This window comes from Chromobacterium haemolyticum DSM 19808 (genome assembly GCF_000711885.1).
GTDB classification, from domain to species: domain Bacteria; phylum Pseudomonadota; class Gammaproteobacteria; order Burkholderiales; family Chromobacteriaceae; genus Chromobacterium; species Chromobacterium haemolyticum.
Map to the genome: position 1 here is coordinate 345,238 of NZ_JONK01000001.1, position 16,758 is coordinate 361,995.

The window sequence follows — 16,758 nt, forward strand, 5'->3', positions numbered from 1 at the left end:
CCGTTTTCGCCGTGTCTCGCTCTTGCTCGCGAGACTTTGAACAGGCTGTAAGAGTCTGTTCAGCGTGGACATGAAAAGGGCCGACGGCCCCTTTTTTCATCGCCGCCGCGAACTCAACGCACTACCACGGTGCAGGTGGTGCCCGCCACCAGAACCTGTCCAGCCGGCAGCGTGTCCAGCTCAATGCGCACCGGCACTCGCTGCGCCAGCCGCACCCAGTTGAAGGTGGGGTTGACGTCGGCCAGAAGTTCGCGGCCGGTGCCCGCGTCGCGGTCGGTGATGCCGCGGGCGATGCTGGCGACGTGGCCGCGCAATGTCGGGCCGCCGCTGAGCAGGGTGATCTCCACCTTGGCGCCGGGCTTGAGCAAGGGCAGCTTGGTTTCCTCGAAATAGCCTTCCACGCGATAAGAATTACGGTCTATCAGCGCCAGTTTGGGCGCGCCGACGGCGGCGAAGTCCCCGACGTGGACATTGAGGTTGGTCACGTAGCCATCCGCCGGGGCGCGCACCACGGTGCGCTCCAGATTCAGGCGGGCCAGATCGCGGGCGGCCAGCGCCGCCTGGTATTGGGAGCCGGCGGCGGCGGCGGCGAAGCTCGCGGTTTCGCGGTTTTCGGCGGAAACCACGGCGCTGTCCAGGCTGTCGCGTCGCGCCGCCTCCTTGCCGCGGCGGTTTTTCTCGGTGCGCTGGCCGTCCAGCGCGGCTTCTGCCTGGGCCAACGCCGCCGCGTAGCGGGCGCGGTCCACGACGAAGAGCACGTCGCCTTTATGGACGGGTTGATTGTCCTTGACGGCCACCTGGGTCACCAGGCCGGCCACGTCGGCGGAGAGCGTGATCACGTCGGCGCGCACGCGGCCGTCGCGGGTCCATGGGGAGTGCATGTAGTGGTCCCACAGCGCCTTGCCCAGCCAGACGGCGAGCGCCAGCAGCAGCAAGGTGGTCAGATAGCGGATGAGGGTGTTGGTTTGCATTTTGATTGTCCGAAATAGGATTTCAGCGCTTGTTCAAAGCCCTGCGGGCCAGGCCTGGGCGAGCGGCGCGTTCAATAGAGCAATAGCGCCAGGCCGCTGAACACGCAGATCAGCAGGCTGAGGCGGAACAAGGCCGGGTGCCATACCCGGCGGTAGACGCCGGCTCGGCCCAGCAGCCAGTCCAGTCCGGCCTGACACAGCAGGCTGAACAGGAATAAGGGCAGCAGGGTAGGAATCAGAATGCCGAACAAGGCGATTTCACGAGTCATGGTCAGTTCCTTGCGCTGCGCTTGCGGCGGCTTCGGCCACATCCAGCAATGAGGTGTGGATCAGGTGCAGATCGGCCAGCGCGCGTTGAATCCGCGCGGCGCGTTCGGGCTCCGCCAGCGCCAGATGGGCGCGCAGAACCGGACCGGCCGCCCGCATGGTGGCGATGGCCTGTTGCAGCCGCTCCGGCGACGGCGAGGCGAAATAACGCGCCAGCTGCGCCACGGTATGTTCCAGATCGGCGCGCAACTGCGGCGACGGCGATTCCGCGGTCAGGGTGCGCAGATTGATGACCGCCAGGCCCAGTTCCAACAGGGTGATGGCCTGCGCGGTGATCGCCTGCTTGAGTTCGGCTTGGGCCGGGCTTAGCGTGTTCAGCAGATTGAGCAGATCGCGGATACGGTTCTCGTAGCGCTGCTTCAAGTGCGGCAGCTTGGCGTCGCAGGCGCGGCGCGCCTCCCGCCACAAGGCGGCGGCGATGTGACGCGGCGAACCCATGGTGTGTTCGGGCAGCACCAGTTGGAAAAAGGCCGCCGCCAGCGCCAATCCCAGAATGCGGGCGATGCCGTTGTTGAGAAAGGCGACGATGTCGTAATTCATCTGGTTTTGCGGGTTGATCGCATTGGCCAGCACGATGGTCATGCCGGCGCCGACGCCGGCGTACTTGGGCAGGCATTTCAGATAGCTGCCCAGCGCCAGAAAGGGCAGCAGGCCCAGCATCAGCATTGGAAAGCCGTTGCCCTGGCTCAGCAGCCAGAACAAGCTGATATAGGCCAGCGGGGTGCCCAGCGCGAAGCCGGTCAGGAACTGTTTCACCATCAGCACCGGCCGCGGCGAGGAGGCGGCAAGGCCGCAGAGCACGGTAGCCAGCAGCACGGCTTCCAGCGCGCTGGGCCAGGCCAGCCAGTACCAGGCGATGGACAGGGTGCCCAGGGTCAGCGCCGCGCGCACGCCGCCGGCTACGGCCACCGGCAACGGGGTGCCCGGCACATAGGCCGCCAGCGAGCTGATTTGCTGCGGCGTCTTGCTGGCGAAGCCGTGGTAGACGCCGACGAAGGCGTGCATTTCCTCAATGAAGCGGGTCAGAAGCTCGGTGGCGGTGTCAAAGTCTATGCGCCAGTGCTCGGCTTGCTCGCCGCTTGGCAAGTGAGCGCGCGCGGCCTCGATGCGGCGCGGCCAGCCGGCGCGGAGGCGCCCTAACTGCTTCTCCGTGTCCCGGGCTTCCGAGGCGTTGCGCGCAGGGCCGTCGGGACCGCTGAGCACGACGGCCACTTCGGAGAACAAGGGCAGCAGCAGGCCAGGCAGCGGCGAATCGGCGTCGCGGCGCAGCCGCTCCATTTGCCGGTGCAGCGTGTGAAAAGTGGTCAGCGCGGCCATGAAGGTGGCGTTGAAGGCGTGCAGCTGGTTGCTGCGCGAACGCACGTTGCCGGCTTCGAAGAAAGCGGTGGCGCGGCCGGCCTCCAGCGCGGCGATGTCGGCGGCGAATTTGAGCTGGGCCTGTTCCAGGTCGCGGGCGTGCAGTTTTTGCGCCAGCGCGTCTTGGCACAGCAGAATGAATCGCAGATAGCGGCCGCGCACATTGCTGACCACCTGTTCGGCCTGGTAGCGCGGAAACACGATGTCGTAGACCACTGCGCTGCATATCAGGCCCAGCGAGATTTCCGAGACTCGGGTCACCGCCAGATCAAACACCGTCAGAGGATGGCCTATGGCCGGCAGCGCGATGATGCAGGCGGTATAGCCGGCCAGCACGAAGCCGTAGGAGCGCGAGTTGCGATACAAGGTGGCGCAGCCGGCGCACAGTCCTATCCATAGCGACAGCGCCGCCAGCAGCAAGATCGGTTGCGAGGCCAGCATGCCGACCAGAATCAAGGCCGCGGCGCAGCCGGCCAGGGTGCCCAGCAACCGGTAAAAGCCTTTTTCCAGTACCAGGCCGCTTTGCGGCGAACCGACGATGAGTACGGTGATCAGCGCGGTGCCCGGCGAGTCGAAGCCCAGGCGGAAGGCGAGCCACAAGGCGGCGAAACCGGCGAGCAGCGTTTTGAGGATGAAGATCCAGCGCTCGCCCTCCAGGCGCAGCCAGTCTTGACCTGCGCTGCGTAGCGCTCGGCCCAGCAAACGACGCCGGGCGGCGAGGCTAGCCGTGGTCATCATTGGATACCGCACGGTTCAGATTGCCGAGCTGGCGCAGATAGAACTGCTCTTGCTGTTGCATCTCCTCGGCGCTGAAGCCGTCGAAGGTATTGCCCAGATTGCCCCATACATCGGGCAGCAGTTTGCGGATGCGATCGCGGCCGGCCTCGCTGAGGGTGACAGTGACCGCGCGGCGGTCGTCGCTGAGCCCGCCGCGACGGATCAGGCCCTGCTTTTCCAGATCGTTGCAGATGCGGGTCATATTGGCCGGTTTTTGCGAGCAGGTTTCCGCCAGCGAGCCGGGCGTCATCGTTTCTTGTTCGGAGCCGTAGAGCACCGCCAGCACCAAGTAGCTGCTTTCGGTCAGCCCATGTTTGCGCAGGGCGGCGTTGGTCAGGTCCTGGATGCGCTTTTGCACGTGATAGTTCAGCCGCGTCAGTGTGAGCAGCGATAGCGGGAACTCCGGAATCCTGGTCTTGACGCGTAGCAGGCGCTTGCGGGTTTCTTCGAAGTGACTCATTTGACTTCTCCGTCGGCGATGGGGGTTTGGGGTTCAATGCCGCCGCCCAGCGCGGCCATCAACGCGGCGTAGCTGTCCAGGCGCTGGGCTTGGGCCTGCACGCGTTTTTGCCGGGCGGATAGTTCGCTCAGCCGCAGCTGTCGCACCGCGCTCTGATCGTTGAGTCCGGCGCGGTAAGCCTGCTCGGCCAGTGCCCGCTCGCGGCTGGCGGCGTCTAGCGCCTGATCGGCCTGCCGGCTCTGCTGGTCCGCGGAGCGGGCGCGGACGATGGCGCTGGCGGTTTCGCTCAAGGCGTTGATCAAGACGGCGTTGTAGCTTTCCACCGCCTGGTCGTAGGCGGCGGTTTGGGCGCGCAATTGGCCGCGCAGGCGGCCGCCTTCGAATATCGGCAGGCTGATCGCCGGCGCGAAGCCACGCAAAGTAGCGGCAGGAGACAATAGATCGGCAAAACCTATTGCCTGATAGCCGACGAAGGCGCTGATGTTGATGTTGGGGTAGAAGGCAGCGCGCGCGACCTTGATGCGCGCGGCCTCGGCCTCTACTCGCCAGCGTTGCGCGCTCAGGTCCGGCCGGCGGCCCAGCAATTGGGCCGGCACCGCGGCGAGCGGGTCCAGCGGCTGATCCAGGCGCAGCGTTGGGCGTCGTGGACGGTTTTGGGTGTCGGGCGTTTGGCCGCTGAGCGCGGCCAGCTGGTTGCCCAGGGTGGCGATGCGTTCGTCGATCTGTTCCAGCTGGGCGCGGGCGGCCGGCAGCTTGCCGCGTTGCTGCTCCACTTCCGGTTGCGCGGTCAGCCCGGCGGCTTTGCGGCGCAGGCTGAGATCCAGCAGCGCCTGCTGTTGTTGCAGCGCGGCTACGGCCAAGTCTTTTTGCTGGTATTGCGCGGCTAGTTGCAGATAAGTGCGGATAACCGCGGTTTCCAGGTTCAGCGCGCTCAGTCGGGCGTCGGCCGCGGCCATCTGCGCGTCGCTCAGCGACGCCGACAAGGCTTGGCGTTCCCGTCCCCACGCGTCCAGATCGTAACTGAGATTGACGGCGGCGCGGGTTTGCCAGTCGTAATTGCCGTGGCCCGCCGGCGGGACAAGATTTTTTTCAGCATGCAACTGCCGGGTACTTTGCCATTGCGCGTTGATTTGCGGTTGGGCGGCCGCGGCGCTGACCTCGCTTAGCGCCTGGGCCTGACGCAGCCGTGCTTCGGCGGCGCGCAGGCCTGGATTGTCTTGCAAGGCCAGGCGGATCAGTTGTTCCAGCTGAGGATCCCGCCATTGCCGCCACCAGTCTGCGGAGGGCATCCCGGCCCAGGGCGCGTTCAATGCGGGCGGCGTTTTAAGCTGAGATGCAGGTTTGACGGCGTCCATTTGGGCGCAGGCGCTAAGCATGAGCGCGCCGGCAAGGGCGAGGGTGGCGGGAAACGGCTTCATCTGTTCATCCATGTTTTACATCTGTGTATATTTTATTTGTTGATATTACATTTGTAAAACAAAATTTGATGGGCGCGGCAAAGCCATGCTCCCCATATTCCTGGCCATGCCATCTCCGACTGACGCAAATCAAGCGCATGGCATTAAATATGGTCGGCAGAGTAATGACGAGTGTATTATTTGGGTTTGCTTAATAAATACGGCGGATAAACCGGGCCGCGCGGCGAGCTTGCGCCCGGTTTGCCGCATCGTCGGCGATTTTTGGAGACACCATGCGAGCGGGCCTTTCCTTGAAGCAGCGTTTGTTGTTATTGATTTTTAGCGTGATTGCGTTGACTTGTCTGCTGGGCGGCCTGGTGCTGCGCAGCATGCACCAGCAAATGATGGCCGATCGGCAGGATTTGATTCGCGGGCAGGTGGAAAACGCCTTGAGCCTGGTGGCCAATTACGAGGAGCAGGCAGCCGCCGGCGTTTTGCCGGAGGCAGAGGCGCAGCGGCAGGCACTGCTGGCGTTGACCCGGTTGCGTTTTGCCGGCAAGGAGTATTTCTTCACCTTGGACAAGGGGCTGATCTGGCTGGCGCACGGGGTCAATCCCAAGTTGGTGGGCAAGGACATGCACGCGGTCAAGGATTCCAGCGGCAGCAGCCTGGGCGACAAGTTCGACCAGACCCTGCGTCAGGGGCAGGGCAAGGGCTTTGCGGAATTTGTCTGGGACAAACCCGGCTCGGCGGAGCCGCAACCCAAACTGGCGTATTTGCAGTCCAGCCCGCGCTGGGGCTGGGTGGTGGGCACCGGCTTGTATATGGACGACGTATGGGCGGCTTTGCGCGTGCAACTGCTGGGCGTGGCGGTCCAGGTGCTGTTGATCGCCGCGGTGTGTGGCGGTTTGGGCTGGTGGCTGTTCCGCAGCGTGACGCGGCAGCTGGGCGCGGAACCGGCGCAGACCGCGGCCGTGGTGCGAGAAATTGCCGGCGGACGGCTGGATGTGCCCGTGCCGGTCCGGGCGGGCGACAAGGACAGTTTGATGGCTAATATCGCTCATATGCAGCAGGCTTTGCGGCAGATGGTGGCGGACATCGTGGCCAGCGCCGGTGAGCTGGGGCGTTTGAGCGAGGAGGTGGTGTCCGGCGCGCAGGCGGTGGCGGACAACTCCCAGCAGCAAAGCGAAAGCGCCACCTCGATGGCGGCTTCGATCGAAGAGCTGACAGTCAGCATCAATCACATCTCGCAATACGCTCAGGACGCGCGCCAGGTATCGCAGCAGTCCGGCAGTTTGTCGGATGAAGGGGGCGAGGTGATCGCCAAGGCGGTGGCGGAGATGAAGGGCATCAGCGAGACGGTGGACCTGACCGCCGGCGCGATTTCTGCGCTGGCGGACAAGACCGCCACTATCTCCAGCATCATGCAGGTGATCAAGGATATCGCGGACCAGACCAATCTCCTGGCCTTGAACGCGGCCATCGAGGCGGCGCGCGCGGGTGAAACCGGCCGCGGCTTCGCGGTGGTGGCGGATGAGGTGCGCAAGCTGTCCGAACGCACCGCGCAGGCCACGGAAGAGATCGCCGGAATGATAGACGAGATCCAGCTCAGCTCCGACCAGTCGCGCGCCAATATGAGCCAGACCGTGGAGCGGGTGCGCGCCGGGCTGGCGCTGGCCGAGCAGGGCGGAGAGATGATTCAGCAGATACGGGGCAGCGCCGGTCAAGTGGTGCAGGTGGTGCGCGATATTTCCCATGCCCTGCAGGAGCAAGGCATTGCCAGCCAGGACATCGCCCGCCATGTGGAGCAGATCGCCCAAGTGGCCGCGGGCAACGCCGCCGCCGCCACCCAGGCGTCCAGCGGCATCCAGAGCATGGACGAGGTGACCGGCGGCCTGCGCCAGACGGTGGCCGGTTTCCAGGTATAGCGCCGGAAGGGAGCGTGGATTTTTAGAGCCTGTTCAAAGTCTCGCGAGCCAGGGCGAGACAAGGCGAAAACAAGCGAAAAAGCGAAATGGTAGAGAGGTAAATGAACATTTCGAGCTTGTAGTCGCCGTGCAACGCTTCACGAAGCGTAGTAGATGCTGAACAGGCTTTTACGGGAAGTTTGCGTCTAGGTGATAGGGACGGGAGCGGTTTGCAGCTACAATACCGCCTCGTTGAATAGACACCAACCCGTACTGGAATTCAAGATGTTGCGCATTACCGAATTGAAACTGCCGCTGGACCACGCCCCGGAAGAACTTAACGTCGCGATCGCGGCTTATCTGGGCGTGCCGGAGCAGGAGATCCGCCAGGTCATCGTCTTCAAGCGCAGTTACGATGCGCGCAAGGGCATGATGAACCTGGCCTACATCGTCGACATCGACGTGGCCAACGAAGCGCGCCTGCTGGCCCGCTTCAAGTCCGACAAGCATGTGATGCCGACGCCGGACACCCAATACCACTATGTGGGACAAGCGCCGGAAAACCTGGAACGCCGCCCGGTAGTGGTGGGGTTCGGGCCCTGTGGCATCTTCGCCGCGCTGCTGTTGGCGCAGATGGGCTTCAAGCCCATCGTGCTGGAGCGCGGCAAGAAGGTGCGCGAGCGTACCAAGGATACCTGGGGCCTGTGGCGCAAGAACGTGTTGAACCCCGAATCCAATGTGCAGTTCGGCGAAGGCGGAGCCGGCACCTTTTCCGATGGCAAGCTGTACAGCCAGATCAAGGATCCGCGTCATCTGGGCCGCAAAGTCCTGACCGAGTTCGTCAAAGCCGGCGCGCCGGAGGAAATCCTCTACGTGGCCAAGCCGCATATCGGCACCTTCCGCTTGGTGAGCATGGTGGAAAAAATGCGCGCCGATATCGAGGCGCTGGGAGGCGAAATCCGTTTCCAGCAGCGTGTCGTCGACATCCATATGGAAGACGGCCCGGACGGGCGCAAAGTAGCGCGCGGCCTGACCCTGGCCAGCGGCGAGCAGATCCGCGCCGATCACATCGTGCTGGCGTTGGGCCACAGCGCGCGCGACAGCTTCGAGATGCTGCACGGTCACGGCGTGTACATGGAGGCCAAACCGTTCTCGGTGGGCTTCCGCATCGAGCATCCGCAGACCTTGATCGACAAGGCGCGCTGGGGCAAATACGCCGGGCATCCGCTCCTGGGCGCGGCGGATTACAAACTGGTGCATCACGCCAGCAACGGCCGCGCGGTGTACAGCTTCTGCATGTGTCCGGGCGGTCAGGTGGTGGCCGCCACCTCGGAAGAGGGCCGGGTGGTGACCAATGGCATGAGCCAATACTCGCGCGCCGAACGAAATGCCAATTCCGGTTTGGTGGTCAGCATCAGCCCGGACGACTACCCGGGCGATCCGCTGGCCGGCATCGCCTTCCAGCGCGAACTGGAGAGCCGCGCCTATGTGCTGGGCGGTGGCACTTACGAAGCCCCGGCGCAGCTGGTGGGCGATTTTCTGGCTGGCCGGCCGTCCACTCAGGTGGGCTCGGTGCCGCCATCCTATCAGCCGGGCGTGCATTGGACGGACCTGGCCGGGGCCTTGCCGGATTATTGCATCGAGGCGATGCGCGAAGCGCTGCCGGAGTTCGGCAAGAAGATCCGCGGCTACGATATGCACGACGCGGTGCTGACCGGGGTGGAAACCCGCACCAGCTCGCCGCTGCGCATCACCCGCGGAGATGACTGCCAGAGCTTGAACGTGCGCGGCTTATACCCGGCCGGCGAGGGCGCAGGCTACGCCGGGGGGATTCTGTCCGCCGGGGTGGACGGCATCAAGGTGGCGGAGGCGGTGGCGCAGGCCATTTTGGACGAACGCCGATAAAGCCGGTTTTCAAGTTTCTGAGCCGGCTGCGCCGGCTTTACGCCCTGACGGCCCGCTTATGCGGGCCGTTGGCTTATGAGTTGAATTTAGCGCCGGCGTTCAGATCGCAGGCAGGCGTTTACGCCCTGCGGGCTGTAATGGCTTTGGAATGAACGGGGTGGTTGGAGCGCTGTCCGGCCGGCGTCGCTCCAGCAACAGCCAAAGGCCGACGGTCGCCATCATCGGCAGGTGTCCTGGCCCCGCGAGCAGCGGCGGCAGCATCCATACGCCGCAGGAGGCAACGCACCAGCCGCCGCTGGACAGGCCGTAGCGCAAGGCCGCCGCCGCCGCAGGCCAGCCGAAGGCGGGCAGTTGGGGCTGGCGGTGGCAGGCTTGAAGGCAATGTCGGCGCGGCGGAGACGCTTGCCACAGCCAAGCCGTGCCACAGGCGACGGCGAAAGCCAGCCAGGGCGAGGGGCTGAAAGTCAGCAGCGCTAGACCGAACAGATGCAGCGGCAGCCCCGCCGCCAGCCAGACCAGCGCATAGCCGCCGAGAAACAGCGCCAAGGTCTGCGCCCGCTTGCGCGCCAGGCTGCGCAGCCACAGCAGCCGCAGAGGATCGGCCAGCAACGGCGACATCATCGCCAGCAGCATCAGCGACCAGGACGGCAGCAGCAGCGCCGGCGGATTCAACCACAGCGCGCTCAACACCGCCTCCCAGCCGCCTCCGGGGCGGCTGGGCGTCCAGACGCCGCAATAGCCGGGCGCGGCCAGTTGCCGCTCCAGGCCGATCAGACCGAGCCAGCCCAGGACGCTGGCGCAGCACAGCGGCCAGGGCAAGTCCCTGAACGCCGCGACAAGGGTTTTGACGGGCATGAGGCCCCCTGTGGCGGAAGGAGGAGGCCCGGCCGCGAGGGCGGCCGGGAATGAGCGCTTACTGGCCGTGGCGGTAGACGCTGATGCGGCCTATCGTCACCTCGTCGTCGTCCTCTATGTCGGACACCGGTACCAGTTGCACCCCCATCGGCGCCGTGTCCAGCGTTTGGTTTTGGCACATGCGGTCCACGATGTCGGTGATTTCCAGCGTCTGGCTGACGCCGTTGCCGCCGTGCTCGGCCAAAGAGGCCTTGCGCGCGCCGAACAACGCTATGGTGCCGGCCAGGTTCTGAGGGTGCTGCGCCGGGTCGGCGCCCTGAGGCAGGCCGACATAGACGTTGAACGTGCCGCCGTCCACTTTGCAGCGGATGTTTTCCAGGCTGAGAAAAACACGGTCCGGCTCTTGCGGCGCGGCGCCTGGCTGGGCCTTCAATTGGCTGGCGGCGGCCTGGCTGGCCTGGAAGCTGCTCAGCACCTTATTCTTCGCGTCGTTGTCCAGTTGCATCTGCGCGTGAACAGTGCTGTTGCCCAGTTTGATCGCCGCCGCGTTGGCGCCCAGCAGTTCGGTTTTCGGATTGTTCGCCATGGTGCTTGCCGCCGCGATGTCGGGATGGATGGCCGCCAGCGTCTGCATGCGCTGCGCGACACGGCTGGCGCCGCCCAGAGGATCCGAAACGTCTTGGTAGACATAGTTCAGATTGGGCGCCTGAGTGTTGAGCATATCCTTGGCGACGAAGGTGTAACCGCTGCCGTTGGGGCGCGGCATCGCGAACTTGCGGTTGACCGGGCCCTCCAGCCAATTGTCGCTGCTGGGGTTCTGGTGGGCGGGGTTGCGGTTGAGCCATACCTGCCATAGCCGGTCGATATTGGAATGGTGAATCCAGAACACCGGGTCCAGGCCGGCCAGGTCGGGGTCCGACATCAAGCCGTTGCGGCCGCCGATATTGGTGTGCACCGGGTTGTGCGGCAGGTTTTCCAGCCCGCCGCTATTGCCGCCGCCGTGCCAGAACGGTGTTTGCGGCCCGCCGTAGCCCGGCGGGATGCCGCTGGCAGTGCCGACGAACTGCGCGTCTTTCAAAGCGGTGAGCTGTACGGTTTCCGGGCGCAGCGTGATGTGATTGGGTTGATTGTTCCAGCCGTAGCGTTGGGCCAGCCACAGCGGGTTGGCGCTGCCATTCGGCAAGGTCTTGGACTGGAAACAGGTGGGCAGGTCGCGCGCCTTGGCATTGGCGCTGTCGCTGTAGTTCCAGTAGGGCAAGGCCCAGTCGGCGGGGCCGCCTAGCTTGATGATCTCCGCCAGCACAATGGCTTCGAAGGCGGCCAGATAGCCGCGGTGCCAGGGCATGAAGTACCAGCTCTGGTGCTGGCATTGCCGCCAGTAGGTGTTCTGGTCGGCGGCACTGGGCAGCGCTTCACCGGCTTGCAGGTAGCCGTGTTGCTGCCATAGCTGGGGGTCGAAGCCGTGAATGGCGGCCAGATAGCGCCAGCTGGTGGGATCCTTGATCGGCCGTTTCTGCATTTCCCCCACTGCGCGTGCGTACCACAGCACGGTGGGGTCCCAGGGGTTGCTCATCTTCAAGATGTCTTTGCGGACGCGAGCCATGTCGTTCTCCTTGATGCGAACGCCGCTCCGGCGCGGCCGTGGCGGGAGGAGCTAAGGCTGGCGGTGAGGCGGTGTATTCGGATTAGCAAACCGCGACGGCTTCGAACTGTCCTAAAGAATGGTTTTTGTCTCGGGGCAACTACTTATTTGAAGCAGCGCTTGCAAGTGGCGGTCGGTATGCGTGGGAAGGACTTGAAAACGGGAGGAGCCGGCGCGTCGAACTGGTATCCTTGAGCGGTTTTGATTCGGATGGCAGACATGAAACGATGGCATTTCCTGTGGGGCGGCGGCTTGGCGCTCTGCTTCCTCTTGTCGGCGGCGCTGGCCGCGGCGGAGCCGGCCTACGGCCCTTTGTTCACCTTCAGCAAACAAGGCCGCACCCATTATCTGTACGGCACCATGCATGTGGGCCGTCCCGGCTCCGACGCGCCGGACTGGGGCTTGAAACAGGCGATGACGCAGAGCGAGGCCTTGGTATTGGAGCTGGATGTGGACGCGCCGGGCGCGTCGACCGAGGTGCTGGCGCTGGCGCAGCGGGCCGCCGCCCGGCAGTGGCGGCAGTTGGGCCCGGACAGCCGGCGCTTGTTGCTGGCGCAGTTGAGGCGGATCGGCGTTGAGCGCGCGCAGGCGCAGAGCCTGGCCCCGGCGATGTGGCTGATGCAGTTGACGCTGAACGATTATCAGCGGCTGGGTCAGGCGGCGCAGGAGGGCAGCGAGACGATGTTGCTGCAGATGGCGCGGCGGGAGTTGCGCCCGGTGTTGGCGCTTGAGACGACGGGCGAGCAGGGGCGCATGCTGTTTGAGATGTCGGCGGCGGCCTTGCGCGAATGGGTGCGCCAGACCGCGGATTGGGAGGACAAGCCTGAAGCGGAACGTTACTATCGCGAGCTGATCGCCGCCTGGGAGCGCGGCGATCTGGACGCCCTGCAGGCCATGGTGGCGCTGCCGGGCTATCCGCGGCTCAGCGCCTGGACTCAGCATGAGATGCTGGACCGCCGCAACCTGACGATGGCGCGCCGCATTGATGAGCTGGCGTCTTCACGGCGGCTGTTGGTGGCGGTGGGGGCCTTGCATCTGGCCGGACCGCAGGGGCTGGTCAAGCTGCTGCGGCAGCGCGGCTACCAGGTAAGTCCGGCGCCGCGCGCGCCGTGAGCGGGCTTTAACTCGCGTTTTTGAGGTTCTTTGGCCCGAAGGCGCCCGGCAGCAGCACTTCCAGCGTGGTGTCTATCAGGTCCTCGCCGTCGCAGATGGCGCGCACGCGCATGGCCGGGCCAAACTCGTTCAGCACCTGACGGCAGGCGCCGCAGGGCGGCGTGGGTGTGGGGGTGGGCGTGTAGATGCAGACCGCCAGCACATCCTGGATGCCGTGGTTGGCGCGCGCGGCGTAGACCGCGGTGCGCTCGGCGCAATTGGTCAGGCCGTAAGAGGCGTTCTCCACGTTGCAGCCGATATGGATCTTGCCGGCGCCGTCCAGGATGGCGGCGCCGACGGCGAACTTGCTGTAAGGGACATAAGCCTGGCGAGCGGCCAGGCGGGCGGCCATTTCCAACTCGGCCCATTGCTCGTTGTTGGGTGCGTTGCCGGTCATATTGCCTCCGTTGCTATTGGCGTGGCATGTTGCGCCGGGCGCGGCCGGGCTGTCAATATCCGGCCTGGCGCAAGCGGCCTCGACTGATCATTGGCGCAGGTGCGCTTGGCAATGCCGCGCCATCGCGTCGGCCAGCGCCTGAGACAATTCCGACTCCACCCTCCAGTGGTGCCAATACAAGGGAATGTCCAGATGCTGTTGCGGAAACAGATCAATCAGCCGGCCGGCGGCGATGTCGTCGTCCAGCATCAGCTCGGGCAGCAGGCTGTAAGCCAGGCCCTGGCGGGTGATCTCGACGAAGCCCTGCGGCGTGGGCACGGTCAGATAGGGAAAGCCGCCGTGATAGGACACGGTGTGCAAGAGAAACTCTCGATGCACATCGTCCTTGCGGCTGTACAGAATGGTGGGCGCGGCGGCCAGTCCGGACTCGGTGACGCCGTCCGGGAAATAGCGGCGGGCGAAATCGCGGGTGGAGACGCAAAGATAGCGCATGTGGCCGAGGAACAAACTGTCCCCGCCCTGAATCGGCTGCGGCCGGGTGCTGACGCAGCCGACCACATGGCCGGCGCGCATCAACTCGTGGGTATAGTCCTGATCATCCACCATGATGTCCAGCAGCACTGGCTGGCTGTCCAGCACCGGCCGCACCGCCGGCAAAAACCAGGTGGCCAGGCTGTCCGCGTTAACGGCGATGGCGAGAGTGGTGAACTCCTGCCGCGGACCGCTGGGCAACAGGGTGTTCATCAAATGGTTTTCCATCAGGCTGATCTGGCGGAAGTATTGCAGCAGCTGGCGGCCGGCCTCGGTGGGCTCGGCCGGAATGGTTCGGGTCAGCACCGGCTGGCCCAGCTGTTCTTCCAACTGACGGATGCGTTGGGAAATGGCGGACTGGGTCAGGAACAGCTTTTTGGCCGCCTTGTCGAAGCCCCCGGTTTCGGCTACGGCCGATAAGGTTTCCAGTTGTTTAGGATCAAGCATGTATTGACGTCCTCGCCGTGATAATTCCACGGTGTTTCTTGCCTTATCGCCGCCACCTATGGCATGTTGTGCTGCTTCGTCCGAACACGGACGGTGCAAAGGTTTGCCTGCACGCGGTGGCGGCATAAAAATAATTAGAGCGGCTGGCGGCGACGGTTCTGATCGGCTGGCGCCGGCGGCTCATGGCCAATGACAGGCATGTTGAAGATGCAAGCAGATAATAAGGCACTATTGGATGGCATGTGCCGTTTTATCGGGGTTCGGGCGGATCATATGGCGAAGCTTACCGTCCATGCTCCGCTCTTGTTGTCGCGCAAGGAGGCTTTGGGCAAGGAGTTTTACTGGTACGCGTTGAAATGCCCGGACACGCTGGCGCTGCTGAGCGAGCGCCTGCCGGGCGGCATCGACTCCCTGGTGGACGCCTTGTTGCAGTATTGCGAGCGGATGCTGACCCGTCCGGTGAGCGGCCGCGCCGCCTGGCGCGTGGTGGAGCAGGGGCGCTTGATGCGCCAGCTGGGCGTGGGGCTGATGTGGGTGGTGGGCGCTTACGAGCGCTGTCAGGCCCATTTCCTGGCGCGGCTGGCCGAGGCCGGGCTGGATCTGGACGAGCTCGCCGCGCTGTCTAGGCTGCTGCGCAAGCGCATTTTGCTGGACCAGATGCTGCAGTTGCACGGCCACCAGCAGTCCTTGCAGGAAGCGGTGGACAGCAAGCACCGCCATTTGCAGACCATGTCCGGTTTGTACGCCACTCTCAGCGGCGTCAGCATGGCCCTGGTGCGCTGTTCCGAGCGTCGCGAGCTGTTTCAGGCGATTTGCGACGTTTGCGTCCGCGAGGGCGATTTCTCCCATGCCTGGGTTGGCCTGCTGGACGCCGAATCGCAAAGCGTGCGTCCCGCCGCGATGGCCGGCGCTCACGCCGAAGCCTTCATCCCCTGGCTGCAAGTCTCTGCGCATTCCGAAAGCCTGCATGGCCGCGGGCCCAGTGGTCGGGCCATCCGCGGCCTGGCGGTGCAGGTGGTCAACGATTGCGGCGAAGATCCGTCGATGCAGCCGTGGATGCGCGTGCTCAACGCCCGGAATGTGCGCAGCGCGCTGGTGGCGCCGTTGACCTTGCGCGAGCAGGTGATCGGCACTTTATCGCTGTATTCCGGGTTGCCGGGCTTTTTCGACGATACCAAGGTGGCCTTGGTGGACACCATGGCGAGGGAGATCAGCCGCGCGCTGGAGCGCCAGGACGCGCTGGAGCGCAGCCATCGCGCCGAATCCGAATTGGCTTTCCTGTCTTTTCACGATCCGTTGACCGGCCTGCCCAACCGTCACCTGATGAAAGAGCACATCAACAAGCAGTTGCAGATCCGCCGCGCTAACGCGCAATTGGCGGTGCTGGTGCTGTCCATCGAAGGTTTTCACGAAATCAACGCCCGCCTGGGCCACGAGGGCGGCGACGCGGTGTTGTGCGAGGTGGCCAATAGGTTGCGGCGCTGCATCTATCCCTACGGCTACGTCGGCCGGGTGGGCGCTTCGCGCTTCGTCGCTTGCAGCGACCGTCACGAGCGCTTGGACCAACTGGTGGACAGCCTGATGGGCAGCCTGCAGCAGCCGGTGGACTGCATGGGCGTGGTGATTCACACCCGATGCAGCATGGGTATTGTGGTGGAGCCGGTGAGCGACCGCAGCGACGCCTCCGCGCTGCTGCGGCGCGGCGAGCTGGCGTTGAGCCGGGCCAAGGAGGCGGGCGGCGGCCATTGTCGTTATTACCATGTGACCATGGACGAAGAGATCCAGCACATGCACGCGGTGCGCAACGCTTTCGCGCAGGCCATCGCCCGCGATGAACTGGCGCTGTTTTATCAGCCCAAGATCAATCTGCGCAACAACCGCATCGAAGGCGTGGAGGCGCTGGTGCGCTGGCGCCGTGATGGCCGCTTGGAAATGCCGGGGGCCTTCTTCCCCGCGATAGAGAACACCGACTTGATGCGGGAACTGGATTGGTGGGTGCTGCGCGAGGCGCTGCGTCAGTCAGGCGAATGGCTGGCGGACGGCCGTCACATTCCGGTCAGCGTCAATCTTTCCGCCATCACTTTGAAGCACGAGGGCTTTGTGCCTGGCATCCAGGCTTTGTTGCAGGCTTATCCGCTGCCGGCCGGCTACCTGGAGCTGGAAGTGCTGGAGAGCGTGACCCAGCAGGAGGCGGAGCAGATCACCGCCAAGTTGGAGCATTGCCGCGATCTCGGCCTGTCCATCGCCTTGGACGATTTCGGTACCGGGGCATCCTCGCTGGTGCATTTGCAGCAACTGCCCTTCGACACCATCAAGATAGACCAGCGCTTTGTCCGGCTGCTGCTGGATACGCCGGGTAACGAGGCCATCATCCGCAGCATGGTGTCCTTTGCCCACTACACTGGCCGCAAATTGGTGGTGGAGGGGGTGGAAAGCCGGGCGATCTGGGACCGTCTGCTGGAAATAGGTTGCCTGGACGGGCAGGGCTACGAGATTTCGCCGCCGGTGGACCCTAAGCAGTTACCGGAGTGGATGGCGGATTGGGAGCGGCGAGCAAGTATTAATTCCACTTATATATAATAATTTTTATTAGTTTTACTTTGTTATGCCGCTCCTTTAGTCTGTGTTGAAAAT

The 16,758-nt window shown here is 64.4% G+C and carries 13 protein-coding genes; 4 read left to right on the plus strand and 9 right to left on the minus strand.

The genetic code is table 11. From position 1 onward, the window contains the following. Positions 1 to 113: 113 nt before the first annotated feature. The 5 genes from BR71_RS01545 to BR71_RS01565 form a co-directional block, all read right to left on the minus strand. Entirely contained in the window at positions 114 to 971 is an 858-nt protein-coding gene (locus tag BR71_RS01545; RefSeq protein ID WP_043631625.1) for an efflux RND transporter periplasmic adaptor subunit, read from the minus strand. Between the two features lie 71 nt (positions 972 to 1,042). Further along, a complete protein-coding gene (locus tag BR71_RS01550; RefSeq protein WP_043631628.1) occupies positions 1,043 to 1,240 on the minus strand; it encodes a DUF1656 domain-containing protein in 198 nt (65 codons plus the stop codon). Then, positions 1,230 to 3,392: an FUSC family protein gene (locus tag BR71_RS01555; protein WP_208854824.1), complete on the minus strand. Its 2,163-nt coding sequence runs from the start codon at positions 3,390 to 3,392 to the stop codon at positions 1,230 to 1,232. The genes BR71_RS01550 and BR71_RS01555 overlap by 11 nt, the downstream gene beginning before the upstream one ends. After that, positions 3,376 to 3,891 carry a MarR family winged helix-turn-helix transcriptional regulator gene (locus BR71_RS01560; RefSeq protein WP_019100679.1) on the minus strand — a complete coding sequence of 172 codons (516 nt, stop codon included), beginning with the start codon at positions 3,889 to 3,891 and terminating at the stop codon, positions 3,376 to 3,378. The genes BR71_RS01555 and BR71_RS01560 overlap by 17 nt, the downstream gene beginning before the upstream one ends. Beyond that, entirely contained in the window at positions 3,888 to 5,309 is a 1,422-nt protein-coding gene (locus BR71_RS01565; RefSeq protein ID WP_043631980.1) for an efflux transporter outer membrane subunit, read from the minus strand. The genes BR71_RS01560 and BR71_RS01565 overlap by 4 nt, the downstream gene beginning before the upstream one ends. A gap of 272 nt (positions 5,310 to 5,581) precedes the next feature. On the opposite strand from BR71_RS01565, the gene BR71_RS01570 reads away from it, so the two are divergent. Further along, on the plus strand, positions 5,582 to 7,216 hold the full coding sequence (locus BR71_RS01570) for a methyl-accepting chemotaxis protein (RefSeq protein ID WP_019100677.1): 1,635 nt from the start codon (positions 5,582 to 5,584) through the stop codon (positions 7,214 to 7,216). Between the two features lie 264 nt (positions 7,217 to 7,480). Continuing rightward, positions 7,481 to 9,100: an NAD(P)/FAD-dependent oxidoreductase gene (locus BR71_RS01575; protein WP_043631631.1), complete on the plus strand. Its 1,620-nt coding sequence runs from the start codon at positions 7,481 to 7,483 to the stop codon at positions 9,098 to 9,100. Between the two features lie 99 nt (positions 9,101 to 9,199). Here the strand turns inward: BR71_RS01575 and BR71_RS01580 are convergent, their stop codons facing one another. Together BR71_RS01580 and BR71_RS01585 are read right to left on the minus strand one after the other, a co-directional pair. Then, positions 9,200 to 9,955 (minus strand): copper chaperone, encoded by a 756-nt coding sequence (locus tag BR71_RS01580; RefSeq protein WP_052370248.1) that lies wholly within the window; start codon positions 9,953 to 9,955, stop codon positions 9,200 to 9,202. Between the two features lie 58 nt (positions 9,956 to 10,013). Then, the gene (locus BR71_RS01585; protein WP_043631635.1) at positions 10,014 to 11,558 is read right to left on the minus strand and encodes a tyrosinase family protein; all 1,545 of its coding nucleotides are present in this window, start codon (positions 11,556 to 11,558) and stop codon (positions 10,014 to 10,016) included. 258 nt (positions 11,559 to 11,816) lie between these two features. Here BR71_RS01585 and BR71_RS01590 point away from each other — a divergent pair, with 258 nt between their 5' ends. Continuing rightward, positions 11,817 to 12,710, plus strand: a complete 894-nt coding sequence (locus BR71_RS01590) for a TraB/GumN family protein (protein WP_162179181.1) — start codon at positions 11,817 to 11,819, stop codon at positions 12,708 to 12,710. A 7-nt stretch (positions 12,711 to 12,717) separates the two neighbouring features. Here BR71_RS01590 and BR71_RS01595 read toward each other — a convergent pair whose 3' ends face one another. Both BR71_RS01595 and BR71_RS01600 read right to left on the minus strand, forming a co-directional pair. Beyond that, positions 12,718 to 13,146: a cytidine deaminase gene (locus BR71_RS01595; RefSeq protein ID WP_019100671.1), complete on the minus strand. Its 429-nt coding sequence runs from the start codon at positions 13,144 to 13,146 to the stop codon at positions 12,718 to 12,720. 87 nt (positions 13,147 to 13,233) lie between these two features. Beyond that, positions 13,234 to 14,124, minus strand: a complete 891-nt coding sequence (locus BR71_RS01600; RefSeq protein ID WP_043631641.1) for a LysR family transcriptional regulator ArgP — start codon at positions 14,122 to 14,124, stop codon at positions 13,234 to 13,236. A 207-nt stretch (positions 14,125 to 14,331) separates the two neighbouring features. Here BR71_RS01600 and BR71_RS01605 point away from each other — a divergent pair, with 207 nt between their 5' ends. Beyond that, positions 14,332 to 16,704 (plus strand): EAL domain-containing protein, encoded by a 2,373-nt coding sequence (locus BR71_RS01605; protein ID WP_043631986.1) that lies wholly within the window; start codon positions 14,332 to 14,334, stop codon positions 16,702 to 16,704. Positions 16,705 to 16,758 lie beyond the last annotated feature (54 nt).